A 23029-nucleotide genomic window follows, 5' to 3' on the forward strand; every position below is an offset into this window, starting at 1 on the left:
TTATGGGAAATGTTAACACTGGCGATACAGCCTTTATGTTGGTGTCAACGGCTTTGGTATTCTTTATGACACCGGGTTTAGCACTCTTTTACGGAGGAATGGTAAAAAGGAAAAATGTATTAAGTACTATAATGGCATCTTTTTTTATTGCAGGTCTTGCATCGGTACTCTGGGTAGCGGTGGGCTATTCTCTGTCATTTGGAAAGGATATCGGTGGAATAATAGGAAATCTGGACTGGGCCTTTTTCAGAAATGTATCAGGACAGCCGAATGCTGATTATGCAGGGACTATACCGCATACTTTATTTGCAGCTTTTCAGATGATGTTTGCAATAATAACACCGGCACTGATTACAGGTGCTTTAGTCGAAAGAATGAAATTTTCATCACTGGTTCTTTTTATAGGATTGTGGTCATTAATCGTATATTACCCAATGGCTCATATGATGTGGGGCATGGGTGGTCTGCTTAGAAATCTTGGAGCTATTGACTTTGCCGGAGGCAACGTAGTTCACATAAGTTCCGGTATATCAGGTTTGGTGGCAGCAATTATACTGGGTAAGAGAAAAGGCTATGGAATGACCTCTCATCAGCCCCACAATATACCTTTAGTATTTATCGGTGCAGCTGTGCTCTGGTTCGGCTGGTTTGGTTTTAATGCAGGAAGTGCATTAGGCAGTGGGGAATTGGCGGTTCATGCATTGATGACTACAAATACATCTGCTGCAATGGCACTCATTTCGTGGATGCTGGTTGAGAAAATTACCAGAGGAAAACCTACTATGCTGGGTGCAGCCACCGGAGCAGTAGTTGGCCTTGTGGCAATAACACCGGGAGCAGGTTTTGTACCTATCTGGGCATCCCTTATAATAGGAGCAGTTGTAAGCCCTATCTGTTACTTTGCAATGAGTATTATAAAACCAAGATTCGGATATGATGACGCACTTGATGCTTTTGGCTGTCATGGAATCGGCGGTATATGGGGTGGTATCGCAACGGGGTTGTTTGCCAAAACTTCTATAAATTCAGCAGCACAATGGGATGGTCTCGTATTTGGCGACACAAGGTTGTTTGTAGCCCAGATAATAAGTGTAGCAGTAACAATAGCTTTTGCCGTAGTAGGAACAGCAGTTATTATGTTTGTAGTTAAAGTAATTATGAAGGAAATCAGAGTTGCTCCCAGAGAAGAGTCTGAGGGTCTTGACATAACACAGCATGGAGAATCTGCATATCCTTCTTTTACGGGAATGGATTAATAAAGAAAAGAATTAATTATCATGTAACGAGGAGGGTGCGACATGAAAAAAATAGAGGCAATTATCCGGCCGTCAAAACTTGAAGAACTAAAGGAAGCACTTCTGGCAATTGATATAGACGGAATCACCATTACCCAGGTAATGGGTGCAGGAAAACAAATGGGATGGAAAGAATTTTACAGAGGTACGGAGGTATCCTTAAATGTTCTTCCAAAAGTAAAGCTTGAATTGGTGGCAGCAGATGAAAAGGTTGAGCTGATAGCTGAAACTATAATTCAGTACTCCCAGACCGGGGAGGTAGGAGACGGTAAAATATTCATATTTGATCTTGCGGACTGTATACGCATCAGAACAAGAGAAAGAGGAGAGAAAGCACTGTAAACCTTTATAATACAAAACCCGTTATCTTATTTAAAGGATAACGGGTTTTTAACATCTATAACATTTAGAAATTCTGCATTGTAAGGATTACTTCTCTTAAAACCTTGCATGCAACAGCAGTAGAAGCACCGCTGTGATCATAGTGGGGTGACAGTTCCACTATATCGGCACCTATTATATTCAACGAGGATACCGCTTTAAGTGCATTTATCAATTCGAGGAATGTAACTCCTCCGGCTTCTGGAGTACCTGTCCCTGAAAAAATTGACGGATCCAGAACATCCAAATCTATTGTAAGATAAACCGGCGCAGTGTCTATTTGAGATACAGCATTTGCAAGTGTATCAAAATTATGAAGACAAAGGTTGGTGTGACCATCCTTGGCCCAATAAAATTCCTCTCTTGTTCCGCTTCTTATACCAAACTGATAAATGCGATTGTCCCCCAGGATATCCCATGCCCTTCTTATAACGGTGGAGTGTGATAAAGGTTCACCGATGTATTCTTCTCTTAAATCAGTATGAGCATCAAAATGAATAATTCTGAGATCAGGGTATAATTTTGCAGCCTGTTCAATTGAAGGCAGTGATACAAGATGTTCTCCGCCAATCATAAGAGGCTTTTTACCTTTTTCAAAAATTAATTTGGAAGTTTCTGATATCATTTTCAATGCCTTGTTTGGTGAACCGAAGGGCAGATCAAGATCGCCGTAGTCATGAATTTTATAATCGGAAATATCTGCATCAAAGTAGGGGCTGTAAGTTTCAAGGCCAATAGAATCAGTTCTCATGGCAGCAGGGGCAAATCTTGTGCCGGGTCTGAATGTAGTTGTACCATCGTATGGAGCCCCAAAAATTACAATATCGGAGTCCTCAAAGCCACTTTCACATCCAAGGAAATTTGTTGGCAGGGTATTCTTATTTATCATAAATCAAACTCCTTATTATTGATTTTAATAATAGCCGAATATAATTCTACCATGAATGGTTTGAATTACAATACCTAAATAAATTATCGGAATGTCGGTATACTAGTCTATAATTTTTTAGTATACTATTACGTGGATAAAGTATGCAATTTATGTAAAAAGGTTATTATAGTACCAGATATATAATGGGAGGAAAATCAAATGTTCGTACCCGAAATTGAAGGAAACTTGCGAAAGCACATGGTGAAGATACCTGAAATTATAAATCAGGTCAGTGGAATAAATATTTTTGGGAAAAATATTAAGTCCCTTCTTTTTTCTACTGATGTAGCTATAATAAAGAATTGCAATGCTCATGCAGTTATTGCAGTTTACCCTTTTACACCGCAGCCGGTAATTACCCATGCCATAATAACTGCATCAGATATCCCTGTATTTTGCGGAGTAGGGGGCGGCACTACAACCGGTAAAAGAGTTATAAATATTGCAATGGATGCTGAATTTCAGGGGGCCATAGGAGTTGTTGTTAATGCTCCCACCCCAAATGAAATTATCAGACAGTTAAATATGAAAATAGATATCCCAATTGTGATTACCGTCGCTTCAGGTAAAACAGATATACAAAGCAGACTGGATGCGGGGGCATCAATCCTCAATGTATCATGCGCAGGGAAAACACCATCAGTTGTAAAGGAAATTCGCAGGAGATTCCCTGAGGTGCCTATCATTGCAACCGGAGGGCCAACTGTAGAAAGTATAAGAGAAACAATAGAAGCAGGAGCAAACACGATTACCTACACACCACCTACAAGCGCAGAGCTGTTTAAGAATCTTATGAATAAATACAGAGAAGAATTATAGGCACAGGCTTAATTTATATATATTAATGAAGGAAAAATAAACGGAGGAAAATAAATGTTACTGGCAGACGAATGGAAAGAATATGAATTAATAGAGACAGGAGACGGTGAAAAGCTTGAACGGTGGGGAAATGTCATACTTAGAAGGCCGGACCCGCAGATAATCTGGCCTATAAAGGATAAAAAGATGTGGGACAAGGCTGATGGACATTACCATAGAAGCCAAAGCGGTGGAGGACAATGGGAATTTAAAAAAAGGATACCAAAACGCTGGACAGTATCCTTTAATGAATTGAAGTTTTATATAGAACCTACAGGTTTCAAACATACAGGTCTGTTTCCTGAACAGGCCGTTAACTGGAAGTGGATGATAAATAGTATTCAGAAGGCAAACAGACCTATCAGGGTTCTTAATCTTTTTGCCTATACAGGCGGAGCGACTGTTGCAACAGCCTATGCAGGAGCTGAGGTATGCCACGTAGATGCAGCAAAGGGAATGGTAAGTTGGGCAAAGGAAAATCTTGAACTTTCAGGTTTGGCAGACAGGCCTGTTAGATTTATAACCGACGATTGTATGAAATTTGTACAACGTGAAATAAGGAGAGGCAAAAAATATGACGGAATCATAATGGACCCGCCTTCTTATGGCAGAGGACCCGGGGGAGAAATATGGAAGATAGAAGATTCTCTGTATGGCTTTGTGGAGCAATGTATGGGCCTTTTATCGGACAAGCCGTTATTTTTCCTGATAAACTCATATACCACAGGTTTCTCACCCACAGTACTCAGCAACATTTTAAAGCAGACAATCGGCAGACGATTTAAAGGGACACACAGCAGCGGCGAGGTTGGGATACCTGTAAGCAATTCTGGTCTGGTGCTTCCATGTGGCATATATGGAAGGTGGGAGAATAGATGATTCCCAGGATCATATATGAGGACAATCATCTTCTGGTAGTTGAAAAGCCAGTAAATATACCTGTTCAGGCCGATAATACAAAGGATATTGATATGCTTACGCTTTTAAAACAATATCTCAAGGAAAAATACAATAAGCCCGGAGACGTTTATCTTGGTCTGGTACATAGACTAGACAGGCCTGTAGGAGGTGTAATGGTATTTGCCAAAACATCAAAATCTGCGTCGAGGTTATCTGAACAAGTCAGAACAAGAACCTTTAAAAAAGTTTATTTGGCAGTAGTCAGAGGTGTCCCAAAAGAGCAGAAAGCCAAACTAAGGAACTTTCTGTTGAAAGACAGCTCGGAGAATATGGTTCATGTTGTAGGGGAAGGTACAAGGGATGCCAAGGAAGCAGTACTGGAATATGAAGTGCTTAAATCTACTGGAGAGCTAAGCCTAATAAAGGTAAAACTTCATACGGGAAGGCCTCACCAGATAAGGGTTCAGCTTTCTCATTCAGGATATCCTCTGTATGGGGATCAACGATATGGGGTTGCTGTAAATAAGCCCGGACAACAAATAGCACTTTGGGCATCTTCATTAACATTGGAGCATCCCACCAAAAAGGAAGGAATGACATTTAGCTGTGAAACACCTGATACTGAACCATGGATTCGGTTTAGATAAATTATTTTAACAGTAAAAAACCATGGCACATAAAATATGCCATGGTTTTTCCATTTTATATGAGGGTTTGGGTTAGTATGCAACACCTTGAGCGTACATAGCATTAGCAACCTTTAGGAAGCCTGCAATGTTAGCACCGGCAACAAGATTGTCTTCCATTCCATACTCTTTTGCAGCAGCACTTGCGTTCTTGTAGATATTAACCATAATATCTTTGAGTTTCGCATCAACTTCTTCAAAAGTCCATGAGTAACGAGCGCTGTTCTGACACATTTCGAGAGCAGAAGTTGCAACTCCACCTGCATTTGCAGCTTTAGCAGGTCCATAAATAATCTTATTGTTGAGGTAAACTTCAACAGCTTCAGGAGTTGAAGGCATGTTTGCACCTTCGCCAACTGCGTAGCAGCCGTTTGCTACCAATAATTTAGCTGAAGCTTCATCTATTTCGTTCTGAGTAGCTGAAGGAAGAGCGATATCACACTTAATGCTCCAGATACCTGAACAACCTTCAGTATAAGTTGCGTTCTTGTGAATCTTAACATACTCACTGATACGCTTTCTTTCAACTTCTTTAAGCTGCTTAACAGTGTCAAGCTTAATTCCATCTGGATCATAGATGTATCCGTTTGAATCACTTAATGCAACAACTTTTCCACCTAATTCATGTACTTTTTCAGTAGCGTATATTGCAACGTTACCTGAACCGGAAACAACTACTGTAGAACCCTTGAATGATTTACCCTTAGCTTTTAATGCTTCATCCATAAAGTAGCAGAGGCCGTAACCTGTAGCTTCAGTACGAGCAAGGCTTCCGCCCCAAGTTAATCCTTTACCTGTGAGAACACCTGTAAATTCATTTCTCAATCTCTTGTATTGTCCGTACATATAACCGATTTCTCTTGCGCCTGTTCCGATATCACCTGCAGGAACGTCAGTATCAGCACCGATATGCTTTGATAATTCTGTCATAAAGCTCTGGCAGAATCTCATAACTTCAAGATCGGATTTTCCTTTAGGATCGAAATCACTACCACCCTTACCACCACCGATTGGAAGGCTTGTTAATGAATTTTTGAATATTTGTTCGAAACCAAGGAATTTGAGGATACTTACATTAACGGAAGGATGAAGTCTTAAACCACCCTTATAAGGACCAATTGCACTGTTGAATTGAATTCTGAAACCACGATTTACATGTACCTTACCATTGTCATCAACCCAAGGTACTCTGAAAATGATTTGTCTTTCTGGTTCTACTATTCTGTCGAATATACCTGCTTCGACCCATTCAGGATGTCTCTCGGCAACTACCTCAAGAGAATCGAGAACTTCTTTTACTGCCTGATGAAATTCTGGTTCGCCAGGATTTCTTTTAATAACCTGATCCATTACTCTTTGTAATATTTTCATCTAAATAACCTCCTGCTATGTATTTAATTATTAAGTATTATTTGGTGACAGGAGATATTTAGTCATGGCAATTTGAAACAAAAGTTACAAAAAATACCTTTTATAAGCTAACATACGCGCCTAGAATTTAATATAAAAGAAAGACATGTAAGTTAAACTGCATACTCCATTGTACACCAATTATTAACTTTTTTCGCCTCTCATATTATATCATCAGGCTATTTATTATGCAAGAGTAAAAAGTAAAAATTGCAATTTTTATTAAGAAAATAAAATTCATAAAAAAACAGTATACTCGAAACCGCTGAAATATAAGGTTTTGAAGGTTGAATTAAAATTTTAGCATACATTGAAGTGATAAAGAAAAAATCAAATAATTGCAAGCGGTCTCAAAATCAGTGTCATTTATTTTGTAAATTATTTTACATATAATGTGTACTTTTTTATATACCTTATAATAGAGCACTTCAGAGGGCATCATGTGGTAAATAATGTTGTTAATAATCCTTCGTAAGGTTATAATAATATTACTTATTTTTGTAATAAAATCTCAAGAAATTTTTGGTGAAAGGTAAAAAAATGAGCAAATTACAACTTATTGCTACATCTGCATTTGGAATAGAAGCTATAACGGCAAGAGAATTAAAAAAACTCGGATATTTTGAACAGAAAGTAGAAAATGGAAAGGTTACTTTTTCAGGCGATGAATCGGCTATTTGCAGAACAAATTTGTGGATGAGGACGGCAGACCGTATTTTACTTAAAATGGGTGAGTTTAAAGCCCTGAGTTTCGAAGAACTGTTCGAACAAACGAAAGCCTTACCGTGGGATGAAATAATTCCTATGGATGCCGAATTCCCGGTTGAAGGAAAGTCAATCGATTCAAAACTTTTCAGTGTCCCCGATTGTCAGGCTATAGTAAAAAAAGCAGTTGTTGAAAAGCTCAAACAAAAATATAAATGTGAATGGTTTGAAGAAAACGGACCCAGATATAGAATAGAAGTAGCATTACTAAAAGACATAGTTACCCTTACAATAGATACAAGTGGAGCAGGACTTCATAAGAGAGGCTATAGAAAGCTGGTAGGAGGTGCTCCACTGAAGGAGACTCTTGCTTGTGCCATGATTCTGGTAAGCCATTGGAATAAGGATAGGATTCTACTGGATCCTTTTTGTGGAAGCGGGACTATTCCCATAGAAGCAGCTATGATAGGAAGGAATATTGCGCCGGGCTTGGGTCGTGAATTTGATGCTGAAAAATGGCCTTCTATTCCCCAAAAAATGTGGGATGATGCTCGGGACGAGGCGTATGATTTGATGGTTGAGGACCAGGAACTTAGAATCCACGGTTCGGATATAGATGAAGATGCCATGAGCCTTGCCAGATACCATGCAAAAAAAGCCGGTGTTGAGGATGCCATACATCTTCAGAGGCTTCCCATGTCTGACATAAGCTCCAGATATAAATACGGGATTATTATATGTAATCCTCCCTATGGTGAGAGGCTTGGAGAAAAGGAAGCCGTAGAAAACCTCTACAGAGAAATGGGCAAAGTGTTTAAAAAGCTGGATACCTGGTCTTATTATGTAATTACCTCCAACATGGAGTTTGAAAAACTATTCGGCAAAAGGGCAGATAAAAAACGCAAGTTATATAATGGCCGACTTCTTTGCAACTATTACCAATTTTTTGGGCCGCCTCCACCGAAACAAATAATCAATACACAGCAATAATTTATATATTTCAAACAAAATAGGCTAAGTATCGGTTGACGAGACTTAGCCTAATTAGATAACATAGTAATGTAGGAATAATGTAGCACGGTAAATTTGCAAGTAAAAAAAATACGGTAATATGGTAGGTGAATTTTATGTTTTTAAAGGTAGAGAAATCAGAGCTTTCGGGTAATATAAACATACCCGGATCAAAGTCCCACACTATAAGATCATTATTTCTGGCAGGGTTGGCAAAAGGTACAAGTATTATAAGAAATCCTTTGCTTTCATCAGACGCAGTTTCTGCAGCCGATGTATGCAGGGCCTTTGGCTCTACATATGATTTTAATGAAGAAAGTTATACGGTTAATGGAATTGGAGCATGTCCACAGGTTCCGGAGAATGTTATTGATGTAGGCAATTCCGGAACAAGCCTCAGACTTGGGCTTATGACTGCTGCCCTTGTTGAGGGGCATACTGTTTTTACAGGAGATTATCAGATTCGTAAAAGGCAGATTGGGCCTTTGGTAAAAGCTATAAATAATCTGGGAGGTACAGCGTTTACAACCAGGGGAAATGAATCAGCTCCTGTAGTTATTAAAGGAAGGGCAACGGGAGGTTTTACGGAGCTTGATTCTGTTACATCACAATACCTGTCCTCTATTTTGTTAAATGCACCGCTGCTTGAAAGGGATACCCATGTTAAAATTAAACGTCTTAATGAAATACCTTACGTAGAAATTACATTGTGGTGGCTCGACAAGCTGGGCATCAAATATTCACACAATTCAATGAAAGAATTCTTCATACCGGGAAGCCAGCAATACAAGCCTTTTGAATGTACCATTCCCGGAGATTTCTCCACAGCAACCTTCTTTATGGTACAAGCGGCAATATCGGGTAACGAGTTGGTTTTGACGAACCTTGACATGTCCGACCCTCAGGGAGATAAAGCTGTACTTGGCATACTTCAGGATATGGGTGCGGAAATAAAATATGATAATAAAAATATAAAAATAAAAGGAAAGAGTCTTACAGGAAGGGAAATCGATATGAATTCCATACCGGATGCACTTCCTGCTATGGCTGTAGCAGCATGTTTTGCAAAAGGTGAAACCAGACTGGTCAATGTTCCTCAGGCAAGACTAAAGGAGACCGACAGAATAAGCGTAATGTGTTCTGAGCTTACTAAAATGGGTGCTGACATATCCGAGCTCCCGGATGGTTTGATTATACGTGAAAGTAAATTATGCGGAACGTCTGTAAAAGGTCATGATGACCACAGAGTGGTAATGTCCTTGGCAATAGCTGGATTAAATTGCAATGGAGAAACCATTATTGATACAGCAGAGGCAATGAATGTTACATATCCGGGCTTTGTTGAATCGGTAAAAAGCTGTGGCGGAAAAATTCAATTAATATAATTATAGTCGCTAATTTGCGGCGTATGGAGGTTTATATGTTAGGAAATACATTTGGAAGGTTATTCAGGGTTACAACATGCGGGGAATCCTATTCGGGAGCTTTCAGAAAGAATCCGGATATTCCGCCTGAACTATGGGGAGGACTGGCAGTAATAGTTGATGGTGTTCCGGCAGGGCTGAAAGTAACTTCTCAGATTATACAGGAAGAACTGGATAAAAGAAAACCGGGACAGTCTCAGCTTCACACTCCAAGATCAGAAGCAGATAAGGTCTATATATTTTCGGGAGTTATGCAGGATGACAGAACAACGGGTGCACCAGTGTGTATGATTATCCCAAGCAGTGATATAGGGGATTACCATATAGAACAACACAAAGGTAATAAAGATTTGTTAAGACCCGGACAGGCAGCGTATACTTACTATAAAAAATATGGGGAACATTCCGACTATCTTGGAGCAGGAAGGGCATCAGCACGTGAAACAGTTGCAAGAGTAGCAGGAGGGGCTATAGCAAAAATAATTCTCGATAGTATGGGAATTGACGTAATAGCATTCACAGTTGAGTCTCATGGTATAAAAGCAGGACCGTTTTCATATGAAACTGCCAAACAAAATTACAGGGCAAATGAGATAAATTGTCCTGATTCAGATATTGCAAAGCTAATGATTGATGATTTGCTCCAGGTAAAAAAGGAAGGGGATTCCTGCGGAGGTGCTGTGGAGATAATAGCAAAAGGAGTACCTGCGGGACTTGGAGAACCTGTTTTTGATAAGCTAAGCGCTACAATTGCACATGGAATTATGTCTATTGGAGGCGTTAAAGGAATTGAAATAGGAGATGGTTTTGGAGTAGCATCCAAAAAGGGTTCGGAATGTAATGACACCCCTTATTACGACGAGGAAACAGGACGAATCAGATTTAAAACAAACAGAGCTGGCGGTATGCTGGGAGGAATATCAAACGGAGAAGAAATAAGAATACGTGTTGCTGTTAAACCAACACCAACTATTTTAAAGGATCAACTGACAGTGAATGTATCAACTCTTGAACCGGTTACCCATAAGTTTGCATCGAGAAGCGACCCTTCACTTGTACCGAGAATATACCCTATTTGTGAAGCAATGGTTAGAATGGCACTGGTAGATAGTATACTGATGGCCTCTGGAAGCAGGAATATAACTGATATGGATAACAGGTGGGATAAGCTATGATAGAGTCTCGAAAAAATATAGTATTGATAGGTATGCCTGGTAGCGGTAAAACAACGGTTGGAAAAATATTGTCGGAAAGACTTGGGTACACCTTTATTGATACTGACCATATAATCTCTGAATTGACAGGTAAAACCCCCAGACGGCTTGTGGAAGAAGACGGTCTTGAATATTTCATGAAAATTCAGGATGAAGCTGTTCTTTCGATAAATGATAATACTTGTATAATATCAACAGGCGGAGGCCTTGTTCATAGTGAAATTTCAATGAATTATTTAAAAAGCATTGGATTTATTATATATTTGAATACAAAGTATGATATTATTAGAGAGAGAATGGATGCATCAAGAAAGTTAGTCAGAACAGCGGGAACTTTACTTGAGTTGTATAACAGTAGAGTTCCTTTGTACCAAAAATACGCAGACGCAGCTATAGATTGCGATTCTGCAGATCCTGATGCCGTTTCGGGGACGATACTTGGGATCATATCTTCAAAATAAACTGATAAATTAAAAGAAAAGGGTAAAAAGAGGTACAATGAGTAAGATTAGGATTTTAATTGCTGACGACAATCAGTTGGCTGCACAGACATTAAGGGATAATTTAGCAGAGCACGATGACTTTGAGGTAACCAACATAGCTCAGGACGGATTTCAAGCAATTGAGCTTATAGAAAAGGATTTACCCGATGTAGTTTTATTGGACATAATTATGCCAAAGCTAGATGGCATAGGTGTACTAGAATATGCCAGGACATTAACAAAGGAAAGCAGACCCGTATTTATCATTTTTTCAGCAATAAGCCAGGAAATTTATATTTCAAGAGCTATGAATCTTGGGGCAAATTATTACATAATTAAGCCCTTTGACGAAAGCGTTATTGCGACTAGAGTAAGGCAATTATATTCCGATTCTGAAAGAGCTCAAATTGGAAAAAGTCAATATACATATAAGGCGGCAAATAATTATAAACAAAAAAACCAAACAGATAATGAATTAAAACTACTTGCAACAAAATATATGAGAGAATATGGCCTGAAAGCTCACATGACTGGGTATTCGTATATCAGAGATATAATAACGGCATCTTTTGATTATTATTGCAAAACAGGCTCTTTACCAAAAGGAGTATACAGGACAATAGCCGAAAAAAACGGTGTACCGGTTCAAAAAGTTGAGAGAGCAATAAGAAACTGCATCGAAAAAGGAATTGATGAGAACGAAAATGCCAAAAAACCAACAAACTCACAAGTTATATGCCGAATCATAGAGAAGATAAGAAAAAATAACTAATACAAAAGGGGCTGTCGTAAGAAAGAAATTACTTTCTACCTTATGACAGCCCCCTTTATGTAGTTTAGCATTAAGCGTTTACGTTATCCTTTAAACCTTTTCCAGCCTTAAATACTGGAGCCTTGGAAGCTGGGATAGTAATCTCTTCCTTAGTCTGAGGATTTCTGCCTTTTCTAGCAGCTCTTTCTCTAACTTCGAAAGTTCCGAATCCAACTAATGTAACTTTATCGCCAGCTTTAAGAGTTTCCTCTACGGAAGAAATGAAAGCGTTCAAAGCAGCTTCACTATTTTTCTTATTTAAGCCTGACTTTGTGGCGATGGAATTGATTAAATCTGATTTATTCATTTATATACAACCTCCTAAAAATGGAATTCGACAATATTTTATAATGAAAGCTCGCTAAAGTCAAGCCTTTCAGGGCAAAATAGTTATTTTGTACCATCCAAAATAGGAAATATTTTATCGTTTTACGTTTTAATTAGGGACCACATGTATATTAACCTTATCCAATCTGGATTTTAAAGCTCTATAAAAGTAGTTTTCGCTGTGATCTCCTTTGGAATCACCCATGACCAACATATCTATATTGTTTTCCAGAGAATAGGAAACAATGGTATCTACAATATCATCAGATCTTAAAACTGTCAGATTGGCACCGACTGATTTTGCAATACCGAAAAGATACTCCAGTGCTTCCCCTTCTTTATCATTATCAAGGAAACTCCAGTCATTTTTTGCTACGTGTATTATAAACAGAGAATCCTCGTCATTTGAGAATTCTAACGCCTTTTTAATAAGTCTTTCGCAAGTTTTTTGTTGTGTTACGCAAACTAAAATATTACTGGCAGTTGATTTCAAAAAATAGCCTCCTTATACCCGTAATAAAACGTTTTGGGGATCAAATAATAAAACTTCTATATCAATATTATACTAAAAAAACGATGATTTGTCTTTATAGTTTACGGGTTTTAAAGGCTATTATACCGGATATAAAATATTTAAAAACTGTTGTTGAGACAAAATGGCAAATGTATAATAAAAAGTATACTTACTTTAATAATTTAAACGGAGGAAGCATGAGAGAGATTAATGTTACGACAATAATAGAAGAAGTCAGCAGGCTGTGTATACAAGCAAATTATTTCCTTAACAGTGATGTTAAACAAGCTATGGAAAAAGGCATGAAGTGCGAGGACTCACAGATTGGCAAGGAAATACTTGATAAACTTCTGATAAATGCTAATCTGGCAGCTGATAAAAAAGTAGCCATATGTCAGGATACTGGTATGGCAGTGGTTTTTGTAACAATTGGTCAGGAGGTTCACATAACAGGTGGAGGGTTGGCAGAAGCAATAAATGAAGGTGTAAGAAGAGGGTACAAAGAAGGTTTTCTAAGAAAATCGGTAGTGGGTGACCCTATCGAACGAGTAAATACCGGTGATAATACACCTGCTGTAATCCACTATGATATTGTTGAAGGTGATATACTTAAAATTGAATTGGCTCCTAAAGGTTTTGGCAGCGAGAATATGAGTGCTCTGAAAATGTTGAAACCTTCAGATGGAATTGAAGGAGTAAAGAAATTTATACTGGAAACCGTTGATAAGGCGGGCCCTAATCCTTGTCCTCCTATTGTAGTAGGGGTAGGAATCGGGGGAACAATGGAGAAAGCTTCTATTATGGCAAAGAGGGCGTTACTGAGACCAATAAATGTACGAAGCAGCATAGAATATGTTAGAAACCTTGAAAGTGAAATGCTGGAAAAGGTAAATCAATTGGGTATAGGTCCGGCAGGATTAGGTGGTAATACAACGGCTCTGGCGGTCAATGTAGAGACATATCCTACGCACATAGCAGGACTACCTGTTGCGATAAATATAAGTTGTCATGTTACAAGGCATGCAGAAGTGACATTATAAGGGGGAAGAAAAATGCATCATATATTAACGGCACCTTTTGACAGGGAATCGGCCAGACTTCTGAAAGCAGGCGATACGGTGTCCCTTAGCGGCACCATTTATACTGCCAGAGATGCTGCACATAAAAAAATGCTAGAGTTATTAAAGGAGAATAAGGAGCTTCCATTTGATATAAAAAACCAAACAATTTATTATGTAGGGCCTTGTCCTTGCAGGGAAGGTGAAATCATCGGGTCAGCAGGGCCAACTACCAGTTATAGAATGGATGCCTATGCTCCCACACTGATAAGGCTCGGTGAAACAGGTATGATAGGCAAAGGGCTGAGGGATCAGAATGTTATCGAAGCAATGAAAGAGTATGGTGCGGTTTATTTGGGAGCTATAGGCGGCGCAGGTGCTCTGATGGCTGAATGTATCAAAAGTCAGGAAATTATTGCTTTCCCGGAATTAGGTGCCGAGGCTGTAAGGCGACTAGAAATTGAAAAATTTCCATTAACTGTAATTATTGACAGCTACGGAAACAACCTGTATGAAAGCGGGAGAAAACAGTTTATGAAAATAAAACTGTAAACAAGCTTTAATTATGAGTATATTTTTAAAAATGAATAGTGTATAATACAGAAGTGACATCAATTGTTGATTTGTTAAATATCATAAGGAGGTTTCGTCATAATGGCTAAGGTTACAAAGGATATGATTATTTCTGACGTATTAAACTTGGATAAGGGTACAATTCCGATATTTCTTGAAAGCGGTATGCACTGTCTTGGATGCCCGTCATCTTCCGGTGAAAGTATTGAAGATGCGTGTGCAATTCATGGTATAGACGCCGATCAATTGATCGAAAACTTAAATAAATATCTTGAAAACAAATAAATGTTTATGAAAAATACCTGGAGGCTTATTTCCAGGTATTTTTATTGTTTATATAATAAATCTTGGATAAGAGTAAATGCTAATTTTATAGTCTGTATTACTTTATGTTGAATTATAAATTTCACTACGTTATAATTTAATGGGTTGAATTAGCAAAAGATACATATCATAAGTATGAAATAATATTTTGATCTGTTTTGAACATTTATGGATAGGAGGATAATAGAATGGCCGTAAGAGTAGTAGTAGGAACTCAATGGGGTGATGAGGGTAAAGGGAAGTATATAGATATGCTTGCTGAGCAATCAGATATAATTGTAAGATTTTCCGGTGGTAATAATGCCGGACACACTATTGTAGCCAACGGAGTAAAATATGCACTGCATCTGATACCTTCAGGAATTCTTCATACAAATAAGACTTGTATAATTGGAAACGGAGTAGTTGTAGACCCGGCAGTACTACTTCAAGAAATGAAGGGCTTAAATGAAAGAGGAGTAACAACAGACCATCTTTTAATCAGCGATAGGGCTCACTTGATAATGCCTTATCACAGAGAATTGGATGAACTTCAAGAGAAGTTCAGGGGCAATGATAGCATTGGAACTACCAAGAGAGGAATTGGACCTTGCTATGCAGATAAAATTGAAAGATCTGGAATAAGAATGTGTGACCTTATTGATGAAAATGAATTTATCAAAAAGGTTAAGTCCAATCTGGAGTTAAAGAATCTTATAATAGAAAAAGTTTATGGAGGGAAACCTTTCGAGGCTGAACCAATAATCAAGGAATATTTAGGGTATGCTGAGCAGTTGAAGAAGTACATTACCGATACAACCTGCATATTGGCAGATGGAATAGACGAAGGCAAAAATATACTGTTTGAAGGTGCTCAGGCAAACTTTTTGGATATAGACTTTGGTACATATCCATACGTAACTTCATCTAATCCGGTTGCTGGTGGAGTATGTACAGGTTCGGGTCTTGGCCCGGTATATATAAATGAGGTTTACGGTGTACTTAAGGCATACACATCAAGAGTTGGTGCAGGCCCATTCCCAACAGAACAAAATAACGAAATAGGGGATACAATCAGAGAACTTGGTTGGGAATACGGAACAACAACAGGTAGACCAAGAAGATGCGGCTGGCTGGATACCGTTATGATTAAATATGCTGCAAAAATAAACGGATTAACAGCTTTAGCCATAAACCATGTGGACACAATAGGAAAACTCAAGGAGATAAAACTTTGCGTTGGATATAAAAAAGACGGTCAGGTAATCAGAACATTCCCTGCAAGCCTTAACGAACTGGCAAAGTGTGAACCTATCTACGAAGTATTTGAACCCTGGAATGAAGACATTTCAAATGTTAAATCATTTGTAGATCTGCCTCTGAACGCCCAAAAATACCTTAACAGGATTGAAGAACTTGTAGGGGTAAAGATAGGCCTTATTGGCGTAGGAAAGGACAGAGAACAGATAATAAAGGTATTCTAACCATAGATTATTAGCTGATAAAATAAAATATAATGGCATTTTGCCATTATATTTTATTTTTTTAGAAAAAAGCTCACTTTTTTTATAAAAATGAGTTGACAAAAGCGAATTTATTAAGTATTATTTATACTTGTGATTCGGAAAACTTGCATGACCCATTAGCTCAGTTGGCAGAGCACTTGACTTTTAATCAAGGTGTCCGCAGTTCGAATCTGCGATGGGTCACCAAAACAAAAAAGCGTGTATTTCAATAAAATGAAATACACGCTTTTTTGTGATAATCATATCATATCTACCAGAATGGTCGTAAGGGGGTTATAAATTGAGAATTAATTTGAAAGATTTGACGATTGTTCTTGCTATTTTAATATTTATATCGGTGGTAGTATTGTGGTCTACAGGTCATATTGGACTTTGGACACGAGGAATGGCATACATAGTTAATAATACAGAAGAATTTACTGATAAAAACGGCCATGTTATCCAGGGGGAATACTCTGTTGAAATTAACCTTCAGGATTTAAAAAGCAACGTTGGTAAGGTGTTGTATAAGGACGGAAATAATAAAATCTATGTGAGTTGGATTGACAATACAGCCGGTGTTAATACTGGAGGCTACAGGATAGGTTTTAGGGCTTGTGGAGAATATTCGTTAACCAATGCTACCCTGGTTTCAGGTGCACGACATACAACCGTAGGTAATCATATATTCACTTATGATATGTCCGCCAAAATGACAGCTGAATATAAAGGTAAAGTGTATGATAGTGGTGTATATGGAACATCAGGGCTTAATTATAAAGATGGAGATGATTTCTCGTTTTATATTTTCCCCGGTGAGGCTTATAAGGCAGGAGAAGTATCTCTGAATGAGAAAGGAACAGTGAAATTGAATATTACAAACCTTTATAAAAATATTTGGGTAAAGAAATAGAGGTGACTAACCTTACCCGAAATGAGGGTATAATAAGTCGGGAGTAGGGATAGCAAGTACACCCTTTATATGGCAATTTATAACTTTAAAAAAAGATAAAAAAATTGCTTGACTTTTAAGCTATGTCCCGTTACAATATATTTTGTCAGTCGGCGAGGTGCTCGACAGTATAAATAAGGCCCATTGGTCAAGTGGTTAAGACACCGCCCTTTCACGGCGATAACAGGGGTTCGAGTCCCCTATGGGTCACCATTATAATTTAAAGTAATGGCCCGGTAGTTCAGTTGGTTAGAATGCCAGCCTGTCACGCTGGAGGTCGACGGTTCGAGCCCGTTCCGGGTCGCCATTTAAATTATATAAAAAGCAACTTTCTCTTGCAGAAAGTTGCTTTTTGCTTTCAAAATAAATCAAAATTGTACTTCCAAAATATTCCATAAAATAACAGCAAAATTTTTAAAATAAAGTGTTGACAGTTACTCAATTCCCATGTTATTATATACAGGCAGTTGAGAGAAACACTTGCTCGACAAAAAATGAAGTATCTGCTATAAATGCGCTGGTGTAGCTCAGCAGGTAGAGCAGCTGACTTGTAATCAGCAGGTCGGGGGTTCGATTCCGTCCGCCAGCTCCATATGGAGGGGTTCCCGAGTGGCCAAAGGGGGCAGACTGTAAATCTGTTGTCTCTGACTTCGATGGTTCGAATCCATCTCCCTCCACCACAAAGTCTTGTGCATTCGCTATTGAAGCTGTGTGCAGGGCTTTTTATTTTGTTTAAATTGAATATGTTGTTTGTAAAAAAAAGCAGGAAGCATATTAAAAAATATACTTCCTGCTTTTTTATTTTAGGTTAATACCTGAAACTCCAACCCGGGAACAATTGTAGCATACTTGCATACCATCTGGGCACAATCATACCTGATAAAATTGGAAAATACATAATAAATATTATGGCTGTCAATCCCAGATAAATATATACAATCTTTTTCGTATTGCCACCAAGCTCCATGAATACTTTTATTAAGTATACAATTATAATTATAAGAAAAGGAACAACGGAAAAGTAATGATAGATAAAGGCCATTCTACGCACTACCATCCAAGGAATGTACTGAAATAAAGCACCGAAAATAGGAACAAGCATATATTTGTCTTTTCTTTTAACTGCAACAATTATTCCTGTAATTAGTGATGGTATGCTGATCCACCAGATTAATGGATTTCCCATACAAATAATACTGGAAGTTAATTTTTCGGCTGCAAGTGATTTTGAACCGTAAAACCATATAGGCTTGGTCATTATGGGCCATTCAAACCACTGTGAAGAATAACTATGCTTAGCATGCAAATCATTGTGGAAACTATACATATAAGACTGATTATTAAAAAACTCTTTGATACCATTTCCCGGAACCTGCATTATGGACGTATAAGAAGCAAAATAAATGATACCAGGTATTATAATGAAAAATATAATACAAAATAACGCAGTTTTAAAAAAGTACTTACTCCAGAATTTGCTGAATAAATCGGATGAAAGACCGCTCTTTTTATATGCCATGTAATAAACAATCTCATCGAGCTTTGCAATAACAAGTATAAGGAAAATCCCCACTGCAGCATACATTGCTATCCATTTAGTTGCAATACCTATGCCGAATATCAGGCCGCAGAGTAAAAGTGGCATAAGGGACTTCTTAAAGCCGGCTTTGTATGACTTTTTGACAAAATAGTCGTAAATGTAGTAGTACATTAAAATAACAAAGAAGGTAACGTAGACGTCTATCGTGGATATCCTAGTCTGAACAAAATGCATAAAATCAAACATCATCAAAAAAGCTGTGCAAAACGCAAGAAATCTATTTTTGAAAATTTTATAACCAAACAGGTACATGAGAGGAATCATGGCTACTCCGAATAATGTACCGATAATTCTCCAACCAAATGGGTTTACTCCGAAAATAAGCATACCAATCATAACGAAATATTTGCCGAGAGGTGGATGTGTTCTTTCAAAGGGATGGACTTTATAAATGAAATCAAGAGCAGTCCTTGGATAAAATACTTCATCAAAATAGGTGTTGGTGGAGGATAAAGTATAAAAATCAACTCTATCTTGTTCATCAAGAAGATTACTTAACTTATAAGGTTTTCCGTCAGGACTTTTTATAGTGCTTTTTATTATTTGATCAACAGGTGTTATGCTTTTAACTTTAAAAGGCTTATTTGAACCTTTCTCAAATACAGCAAGTTCGTTTATTGCAGCACCGGCTTTATCAGCAACAATTTGAATTTTACTTGTCTTAAATTCCTTAGTAGATACCTTCCATGAAAAAAAGCCCGATTTTTCAAGAGCCTCAGAAGCAGAATATGTACCGTTGGAATTAAAAAATTTGATATTAAACTTGGTACCGTCATATTTTTCTTCATTATATCCCTGATAAAGCATAACTTTTGTAACTTCTACTTCTCTTCCCAGGTCTACAATAAACCCGTCATTTATATCGGCGGGAGCCCATGGTGTTTCAGGTATCTTAAAACCTCCCAGATTGTATATTGCCGGAATCGCATATAGTAAAGTCATAACAAGCATAATAATATAATCTTTTTTAATAAGCTTAATCAAAGGCTTTTTTTCTTTTTCATTGTTCAATAATCCGTATTCGGTAATTATCAGATTACCTTTCTGAATATTGCGGATTCTTAAAAAACCCCATATTCCTATACCAATAAGAAATAAAAAGATTACACTCAACATCATTGTAGCAAAGCCGGGCATTTTAACATGTGAAAAAAAATCAGAAAAATTCTTAAAATACGTCTTCAAGAGTATGCCTCCAATTACGTTTTATTTGAAAAGTTTTACCATAATTATATTATAGTATGTAAAACAATACAAATAATAGTTGTTAGTGTATAAGCGTTGATTTCGTTGTAAAACTTAAAAGGTATGTTATAATATGAACAAGTTAAATTAATAAAGTAAATGATTTGATTTACATAAGATTGTTACGAGTTTGGCGAAAGGAGAAAATGAAATGAAATTTACAAAAATGCAGGGGCTTGGAAACGACTATATATATGTAGATTGTACGGAAAATATAATTGCAGATCCATCAGCAGTTTCAAAAAAAGTAAGCGACAGACATTTTGGAATAGGATCAGACGGATTGGTACTTATAATGAAATCGGATATAGCTGACTTTAGAATGAGAATGTTTAATTCAGATGGTTCAGAATCTGAAATGTGTGGAAATGCTATACGCTGTGTTGGGAAATATGTGTTTGATAATGGACTGACAGACAAAAGGAACCTGACAATAGAAACCTTAGCGGGAATAAAGGTGCTTGACTTAAGGATTGAAGATAAAAAAGTAGTACAGGTAAGAGTAGATATGGGTGAACCTATTTTAGAGCCTAAAAAAATACCTGTTGACAGTGACAAGGATAAATTTATATCGGAGAGTATTGAAATTGACGGTAACAACTACAAGGTTACAGCCGTATCCATGGGTAATCCACATGCCATAACATATGTAGATGACACCGTAGACTTTCCTTTATACGAAGTCGGACCCAAGATGGAAACACATAAACTGTTTCCCAGAAAGATAAATGCTGAATTTGTTCAGGTCATAGACACAACTACACTGAGAATGAGAGTATGGGAAAGAGGAGCAGGTGAGACCCTTGCTTGTGGGACAGGTGCCAGTGCTGTACTTGTAGCTTCAGTACTAAATGGTTTATCTGAAAGAGCTGCCACTATAAAACTCCTTGGTGGAGAATTATTTATTGAATGGTCCGAAAAGGACAATCACGTTTATATGACAGGTCCTGCAGAAAAGGTATTTGAGGGAGAAATAGAAATCTAACTAAGAAGAATATTTTATATTATAATAGAAGAGAGGAATAAGAAAATGGCAATAGTTAATGAAAATCATTTAAAACTACCCGGAAATTATTTATTTGCTGAGATAGGTAAAAGAGTTGCAGCATTTAAGGAACAAAACCCTAGTGCAGATATTATAAGGCTTGGTATCGGAGATGTAACCCGTCCGCTTCCTATGGCATGTATAGATGCAATGCATAAGGCTGTTGACGATATGTCCAGGATAGAAACCTTCAAAGGCTACCCTGAGTACGAGGGATACGATTTCCTCATAAATAAGATAGTTGAGAATGATTATAAAAAAAGAGGAATAACAATTGGATTTGATGAAATATTTGTAAGCGATGGTGCCAAAAGTGATACAGCAAATATCCAGGAACTGTTCGGTTTAAATTCAAGAATAGCAGTTACAGACCCTGTTTATCCGGTTTACGTTGACTCTAACGTTATGGCCGGAAGAACAGGAGACTATATTGACGGAAAATGGACTAACGTAACCTATCTGCCATGTACATCTGAAAACGGCTTTGTTCCGGAACTTCCAAAAGAAAAAGCAGATCTTATATATTTGTGTCTGCCAAACAATCCTACAGGAACTACACTTACAAAGGAACAGTTAAAAGTATGGGTTGATTATGCTGCAAAAAACAAGTCGATAATATTATTTGATTCTGCATATGAAGCTTTCATTAGCGAAAAGGATGTTCCTCATAGTATATACGAAATAGAAGGAGCAAAGGAAGTAGCTATAGAATTCAGAAGCTTTTCAAAGACTGCAGGATTTACAGGAACAAGATGTGCATATATGGTAATACCAAAGGAATTGAAAGCCTATACTACGGATGGCAGTGAAATCGGACTCAATAGACTTTGGTACAGAAGACAGGCAACAAAATTCAACGGAGTATCTTATATAGTTCAGCGAGGAGCAGAGGCTGTATATTCAGAAGAAGGGCAAAAGCAGGTAAAGGAAACAATATCATATTATTTATCAAATGCATCAATCATAAAAAATGGTTTAGAGAGCATTGGAATAAAGGTTTTTGGAGGAGTAAATGCACCGTATATCTGGATGCAAACTCCAAATGGTATGGATTCTTGGGCATTCTTCGATAAACTTTTAAGTGAGGCCAATATTGTAGGGACTCCCGGGGTAGGTTTTGGGCCTAGCGGACAGGGATATTTCAGACTTACTGCATTCGGAAGTAGGGAAAATACACAGGCTGCAGTAGAGAGATTTAAAACAAGGCTCAAGGTTTAAATAAAAATAAAGTTTGTTATATTATAAGAAATAGTCGGTTGGCTTATGATAACCTATCTTATCAATATGGTTACAAAAGGCTGGCTGACTATTTTTATATAATAGATTATAATGTTATATAGTTGTACTATAAAAACTGTAAAAGGATGAGTTAATTTGTTGAACTGGGATCAGCTTAATTCTACATGCGTTAATTGTAGAAATTGTGACCTTGCCGGAACCAGAACAAATATAGTGATAGGAAGAGGAAATCCAAGTGCGCCAATAATGTTCATAGGCGAAGGGCCTGGAGAACAGGAGGATATGCAGGGATTGCCCTTTGTTGGCCCGGCGGGACAGCTTTTAGATACATTACTTGAAGCTTTGAAATTTAAACCTGATGAATACTATATTGCTAACGTAGTGAAATGCAGGCCGCCCAATAACAGGGTACCTAATGAAGATGAGGCAGAAAAATGTTTGCCCTATTTGAGAAATCAGGTATCCTTAATAAGACCGCGTATAATTGTATGCCTCGGAAGTACTGCGGCAAAATATGTAGTAGCCAGAGATATTAAAATAACACAAATACGCGGACAGTG

The 23029-nt window shown here is 37.7% G+C and carries 23 protein-coding genes and 5 tRNA genes (1 of these 28 cut by a window edge); 23 read left to right on the top strand and 5 right to left on the bottom strand.

Annotated features, from left to right (window positions below):
* Nucleotides 1–2: 2 nt before the first annotated feature.
* Nucleotides 3–1256 (top strand): ammonium transporter, encoded by a 1254-nt coding sequence (locus CLO1100_RS03890; protein WP_014312456.1) that lies wholly within the window; start codon nt 3–5, stop codon nt 1254–1256.
* A 42-nt stretch (nt 1257–1298) separates the two neighbouring features.
* Nucleotides 1299–1637 (top strand): P-II family nitrogen regulator, encoded by a 339-nt coding sequence (locus CLO1100_RS03895; protein WP_014312457.1) that lies wholly within the window; start codon nt 1299–1301, stop codon nt 1635–1637.
* Nucleotides 1638–1701: 64 nt separating this feature from the next.
* Here CLO1100_RS03895 and speB read toward each other — a convergent pair whose 3' ends face one another.
* Nucleotides 1702–2565, bottom strand: coding sequence for an agmatinase (speB, locus tag CLO1100_RS03900; protein ID WP_014312458.1), 864 nt, complete (start codon nt 2563–2565; stop codon nt 1702–1704).
* Nucleotides 2566–2766: 201 nt separating this feature from the next.
* Here speB and CLO1100_RS03905 point away from each other — a divergent pair, with 201 nt between their 5' ends.
* Genes CLO1100_RS03905 through CLO1100_RS03915 form a run of 3 tightly spaced genes read left to right on the top strand, consistent with a single transcriptional unit; the run spans nt 2767 to nt 5012 of the window.
* On the top strand, nt 2767–3426 hold the full coding sequence (locus CLO1100_RS03905) for a hydrolase (RefSeq protein ID WP_014312459.1): 660 nt from the start codon (nt 2767–2769) through the stop codon (nt 3424–3426).
* Between the two features lie 54 nt (nt 3427–3480).
* A complete protein-coding gene (locus CLO1100_RS03910; protein ID WP_014312460.1) occupies nt 3481–4344 on the top strand; it encodes a class I SAM-dependent methyltransferase in 864 nt (287 codons plus the stop codon).
* On the top strand, nt 4341–5012 hold the full coding sequence (locus tag CLO1100_RS03915) for an RNA pseudouridine synthase (protein ID WP_014312461.1): 672 nt from the start codon (nt 4341–4343) through the stop codon (nt 5010–5012). Before CLO1100_RS03910 ends, CLO1100_RS03915 begins: the two co-directional genes overlap by 4 nt.
* 72 nt (nt 5013–5084) lie before the next feature.
* Here the strand turns inward: CLO1100_RS03915 and gdhA are convergent, their stop codons facing one another.
* Nucleotides 5085–6422, bottom strand: coding sequence for an NADP-specific glutamate dehydrogenase (gene gdhA / locus CLO1100_RS03920; RefSeq protein ID WP_014312462.1), 1338 nt, complete (start codon nt 6420–6422; stop codon nt 5085–5087).
* A 579-nt stretch (nt 6423–7001) separates the two neighbouring features.
* Here gdhA and CLO1100_RS03925 point away from each other — a divergent pair.
* The 5 genes from CLO1100_RS03925 to CLO1100_RS03945 all read left to right on the top strand — a co-directional run bounded on the left by CLO1100_RS03925 (nt 7002) and on the right by CLO1100_RS03945 (nt 12069).
* Entirely contained in the window at nt 7002–8156 is a 1155-nt protein-coding gene (locus CLO1100_RS03925) for a class I SAM-dependent RNA methyltransferase (protein ID WP_014312463.1), read from the top strand.
* A gap of 137 nt (nt 8157–8293) precedes the next feature.
* Complete coding sequence (gene aroA / locus CLO1100_RS03930; RefSeq protein ID WP_014312464.1) at nt 8294–9562, top strand: 3-phosphoshikimate 1-carboxyvinyltransferase; 1269 nt, start codon at nt 8294–8296, stop codon at nt 9560–9562.
* A 35-nt stretch (nt 9563–9597) separates the two neighbouring features.
* Nucleotides 9598–10776 (top strand): chorismate synthase, encoded by a 1179-nt coding sequence (gene aroC, locus CLO1100_RS03935; protein ID WP_014312465.1) that lies wholly within the window; start codon nt 9598–9600, stop codon nt 10774–10776.
* On the top strand, nt 10773–11276 hold the full coding sequence (locus CLO1100_RS03940; RefSeq protein ID WP_014312466.1) for a shikimate kinase: 504 nt from the start codon (nt 10773–10775) through the stop codon (nt 11274–11276). The genes aroC and CLO1100_RS03940 overlap by 4 nt, the downstream gene beginning before the upstream one ends.
* A 37-nt stretch (nt 11277–11313) precedes the next feature.
* Nucleotides 11314–12069, top strand: a complete 756-nt coding sequence (locus CLO1100_RS03945; RefSeq protein ID WP_014312467.1) for a response regulator — start codon at nt 11314–11316, stop codon at nt 12067–12069.
* Between the two features lie 70 nt (nt 12070–12139).
* Here the strand turns inward: CLO1100_RS03945 and CLO1100_RS03950 are convergent, their stop codons facing one another.
* Both CLO1100_RS03950 and CLO1100_RS03955 read right to left on the bottom strand, forming a co-directional pair.
* On the bottom strand, nt 12140–12415 hold the full coding sequence (locus CLO1100_RS03950) for an HU family DNA-binding protein (protein WP_004621297.1): 276 nt from the start codon (nt 12413–12415) through the stop codon (nt 12140–12142).
* Nucleotides 12416–12544: 129 nt separating this feature from the next.
* On the bottom strand, nt 12545–12928 hold the full coding sequence (locus CLO1100_RS03955) for a universal stress protein (RefSeq protein ID WP_014312468.1): 384 nt from the start codon (nt 12926–12928) through the stop codon (nt 12545–12547).
* Nucleotides 12929–13146: 218 nt separating this feature from the next.
* On the opposite strand from CLO1100_RS03955, the gene CLO1100_RS03960 reads away from it, so the two are divergent.
* The 10 genes from CLO1100_RS03960 (at nt 13147) to CLO1100_RS04005 (ending at nt 18020) form a co-directional block, all read left to right on the top strand.
* Nucleotides 13147–13989 (top strand): fumarate hydratase, encoded by an 843-nt coding sequence (locus CLO1100_RS03960; RefSeq protein WP_014312469.1) that lies wholly within the window; start codon nt 13147–13149, stop codon nt 13987–13989.
* Nucleotides 13990–14001: 12 nt separating this feature from the next.
* The gene (locus CLO1100_RS03965; RefSeq protein WP_014312470.1) at nt 14002–14559 is read left to right on the top strand and encodes a Fe-S-containing hydro-lyase; all 558 of its coding nucleotides are present in this window, start codon (nt 14002–14004) and stop codon (nt 14557–14559) included.
* A 102-nt stretch (nt 14560–14661) separates the two neighbouring features.
* Nucleotides 14662–14865 carry a DUF1858 domain-containing protein gene (locus CLO1100_RS03970; RefSeq protein WP_014312471.1) on the top strand — a complete coding sequence of 68 codons (204 nt, stop codon included), beginning with the start codon at nt 14662–14664 and terminating at the stop codon, nt 14863–14865.
* 227 nt (nt 14866–15092) lie between these two features.
* The gene (locus CLO1100_RS03975) at nt 15093–16367 is read left to right on the top strand and encodes an adenylosuccinate synthase (protein ID WP_014312472.1); all 1275 of its coding nucleotides are present in this window, start codon (nt 15093–15095) and stop codon (nt 16365–16367) included.
* Nucleotides 16368–16519: 152 nt separating this feature from the next.
* Nucleotides 16520–16595 (top strand) — tRNA-Lys (locus CLO1100_RS03980).
* A gap of 94 nt (nt 16596–16689) precedes the next feature.
* Complete coding sequence (locus CLO1100_RS03985) at nt 16690–17301, top strand: hypothetical protein (RefSeq protein WP_014312473.1); 612 nt, start codon at nt 16690–16692, stop codon at nt 17299–17301.
* A gap of 177 nt (nt 17302–17478) precedes the next feature.
* Nucleotides 17479–17553 (top strand) — tRNA-Glu (locus CLO1100_RS03990).
* 17 nt (nt 17554–17570) lie between these two features.
* Nucleotides 17571–17647 (top strand) — tRNA-Asp (locus CLO1100_RS03995).
* A 209-nt stretch (nt 17648–17856) separates the two neighbouring features.
* Nucleotides 17857–17932 (top strand) — tRNA-Thr (locus tag CLO1100_RS04000).
* Nucleotides 17933–17935: 3 nt separating this feature from the next.
* A tRNA-Tyr gene (locus CLO1100_RS04005) sits at nt 17936–18020 on the top strand.
* Between the two features lie 128 nt (nt 18021–18148).
* On the opposite strand, the gene CLO1100_RS04010 is transcribed toward CLO1100_RS04005, so the two are convergent.
* On the bottom strand, nt 18149–20125 hold the full coding sequence (locus CLO1100_RS04010) for a phospholipid carrier-dependent glycosyltransferase (protein WP_014312474.1): 1977 nt from the start codon (nt 20123–20125) through the stop codon (nt 18149–18151).
* A gap of 211 nt (nt 20126–20336) precedes the next feature.
* Here CLO1100_RS04010 and dapF point away from each other — a divergent pair, with 211 nt between their 5' ends.
* The 3 genes from dapF to CLO1100_RS04025 form a co-directional block, all read left to right on the top strand.
* Nucleotides 20337–21170: a diaminopimelate epimerase gene (gene dapF, locus CLO1100_RS04015; protein WP_014312475.1), complete on the top strand. Its 834-nt coding sequence runs from the start codon at nt 20337–20339 to the stop codon at nt 21168–21170.
* Nucleotides 21171–21215: 45 nt separating this feature from the next.
* Entirely contained in the window at nt 21216–22448 is a 1233-nt protein-coding gene (locus CLO1100_RS04020; RefSeq protein WP_014312476.1) for an LL-diaminopimelate aminotransferase, read from the top strand.
* Nucleotides 22449–22604: 156 nt separating this feature from the next.
* On the top strand, nt 22605–23029 hold the 5' portion of the coding sequence (locus CLO1100_RS04025) for a uracil-DNA glycosylase (protein WP_014312477.1). Its footprint extends 148 nt past the window's final position; only the first 425 of its 573 coding nucleotides appear in the window; it begins with the start codon at nt 22605–22607; the stop codon falls past the right edge of the window.

The sequence above is a fragment of the Clostridium sp. BNL1100 genome (assembly GCF_000244875.1).
In the GTDB taxonomy this organism is placed as follows: domain Bacteria; phylum Bacillota; class Clostridia; order Acetivibrionales; family DSM-1351; genus Ruminiclostridium.

Bases quoted from the DNA above. Each gene is read 5' to 3' on its own strand.
- CLO1100_RS03950 (WP_004621297.1), bottom strand. From the start codon at position 12,415: ATGAATAAATCAGATTTAATCAATTCCATCGCCACAAAGTCAGGCTTA.
- CLO1100_RS03960 (WP_014312469.1), top strand. From the start codon at position 13,147: ATGAGAGAGATTAATGTTACGACAATAATAGAAGAAGTCAGCAGGCTG.
- CLO1100_RS03910 (WP_014312460.1), top strand. From the start codon at position 3,481: ATGTTACTGGCAGACGAATGGAAAGAATATGAATTAATAGAGACAGGA.
- CLO1100_RS03970 (WP_014312471.1), top strand. From the start codon at position 14,662: ATGGCTAAGGTTACAAAGGATATGATTATTTCTGACGTATTAAACTTG.
- dapF (WP_014312475.1), top strand. From the start codon at position 20,337: ATGAAATTTACAAAAATGCAGGGGCTTGGAAACGACTATATATATGTA.
- speB (WP_014312458.1), bottom strand. From the start codon at position 2,565: ATGATAAATAAGAATACCCTGCCAACAAATTTCCTTGGATGTGAAAGT.
- CLO1100_RS03890 (WP_014312456.1), top strand. From the start codon at position 3: ATGGGAAATGTTAACACTGGCGATACAGCCTTTATGTTGGTGTCAACG.
- CLO1100_RS03915 (WP_014312461.1), top strand. From the start codon at position 4,341: ATGATTCCCAGGATCATATATGAGGACAATCATCTTCTGGTAGTTGAA.
- CLO1100_RS03965 (WP_014312470.1), top strand. From the start codon at position 14,002: ATGCATCATATATTAACGGCACCTTTTGACAGGGAATCGGCCAGACTT.
- CLO1100_RS03925 (WP_014312463.1), top strand. From the start codon at position 7,002: ATGAGCAAATTACAACTTATTGCTACATCTGCATTTGGAATAGAAGCT.
- CLO1100_RS04020 (WP_014312476.1), top strand. From the start codon at position 21,216: ATGGCAATAGTTAATGAAAATCATTTAAAACTACCCGGAAATTATTTA.
- CLO1100_RS03895 (WP_014312457.1), top strand. From the start codon at position 1,299: ATGAAAAAAATAGAGGCAATTATCCGGCCGTCAAAACTTGAAGAACTA.
- CLO1100_RS03905 (WP_014312459.1), top strand. From the start codon at position 2,767: ATGTTCGTACCCGAAATTGAAGGAAACTTGCGAAAGCACATGGTGAAG.
- CLO1100_RS03945 (WP_014312467.1), top strand. From the start codon at position 11,314: ATGAGTAAGATTAGGATTTTAATTGCTGACGACAATCAGTTGGCTGCA.
- gdhA (WP_014312462.1), bottom strand. From the start codon at position 6,422: ATGAAAATATTACAAAGAGTAATGGATCAGGTTATTAAAAGAAATCCT.
- aroA (WP_014312464.1), top strand. From the start codon at position 8,294: ATGTTTTTAAAGGTAGAGAAATCAGAGCTTTCGGGTAATATAAACATA.
- CLO1100_RS03975 (WP_014312472.1), top strand. From the start codon at position 15,093: ATGGCCGTAAGAGTAGTAGTAGGAACTCAATGGGGTGATGAGGGTAAA.
- aroC (WP_014312465.1), top strand. From the start codon at position 9,598: ATGTTAGGAAATACATTTGGAAGGTTATTCAGGGTTACAACATGCGGG.
- CLO1100_RS03940 (WP_014312466.1), top strand. From the start codon at position 10,773: ATGATAGAGTCTCGAAAAAATATAGTATTGATAGGTATGCCTGGTAGC.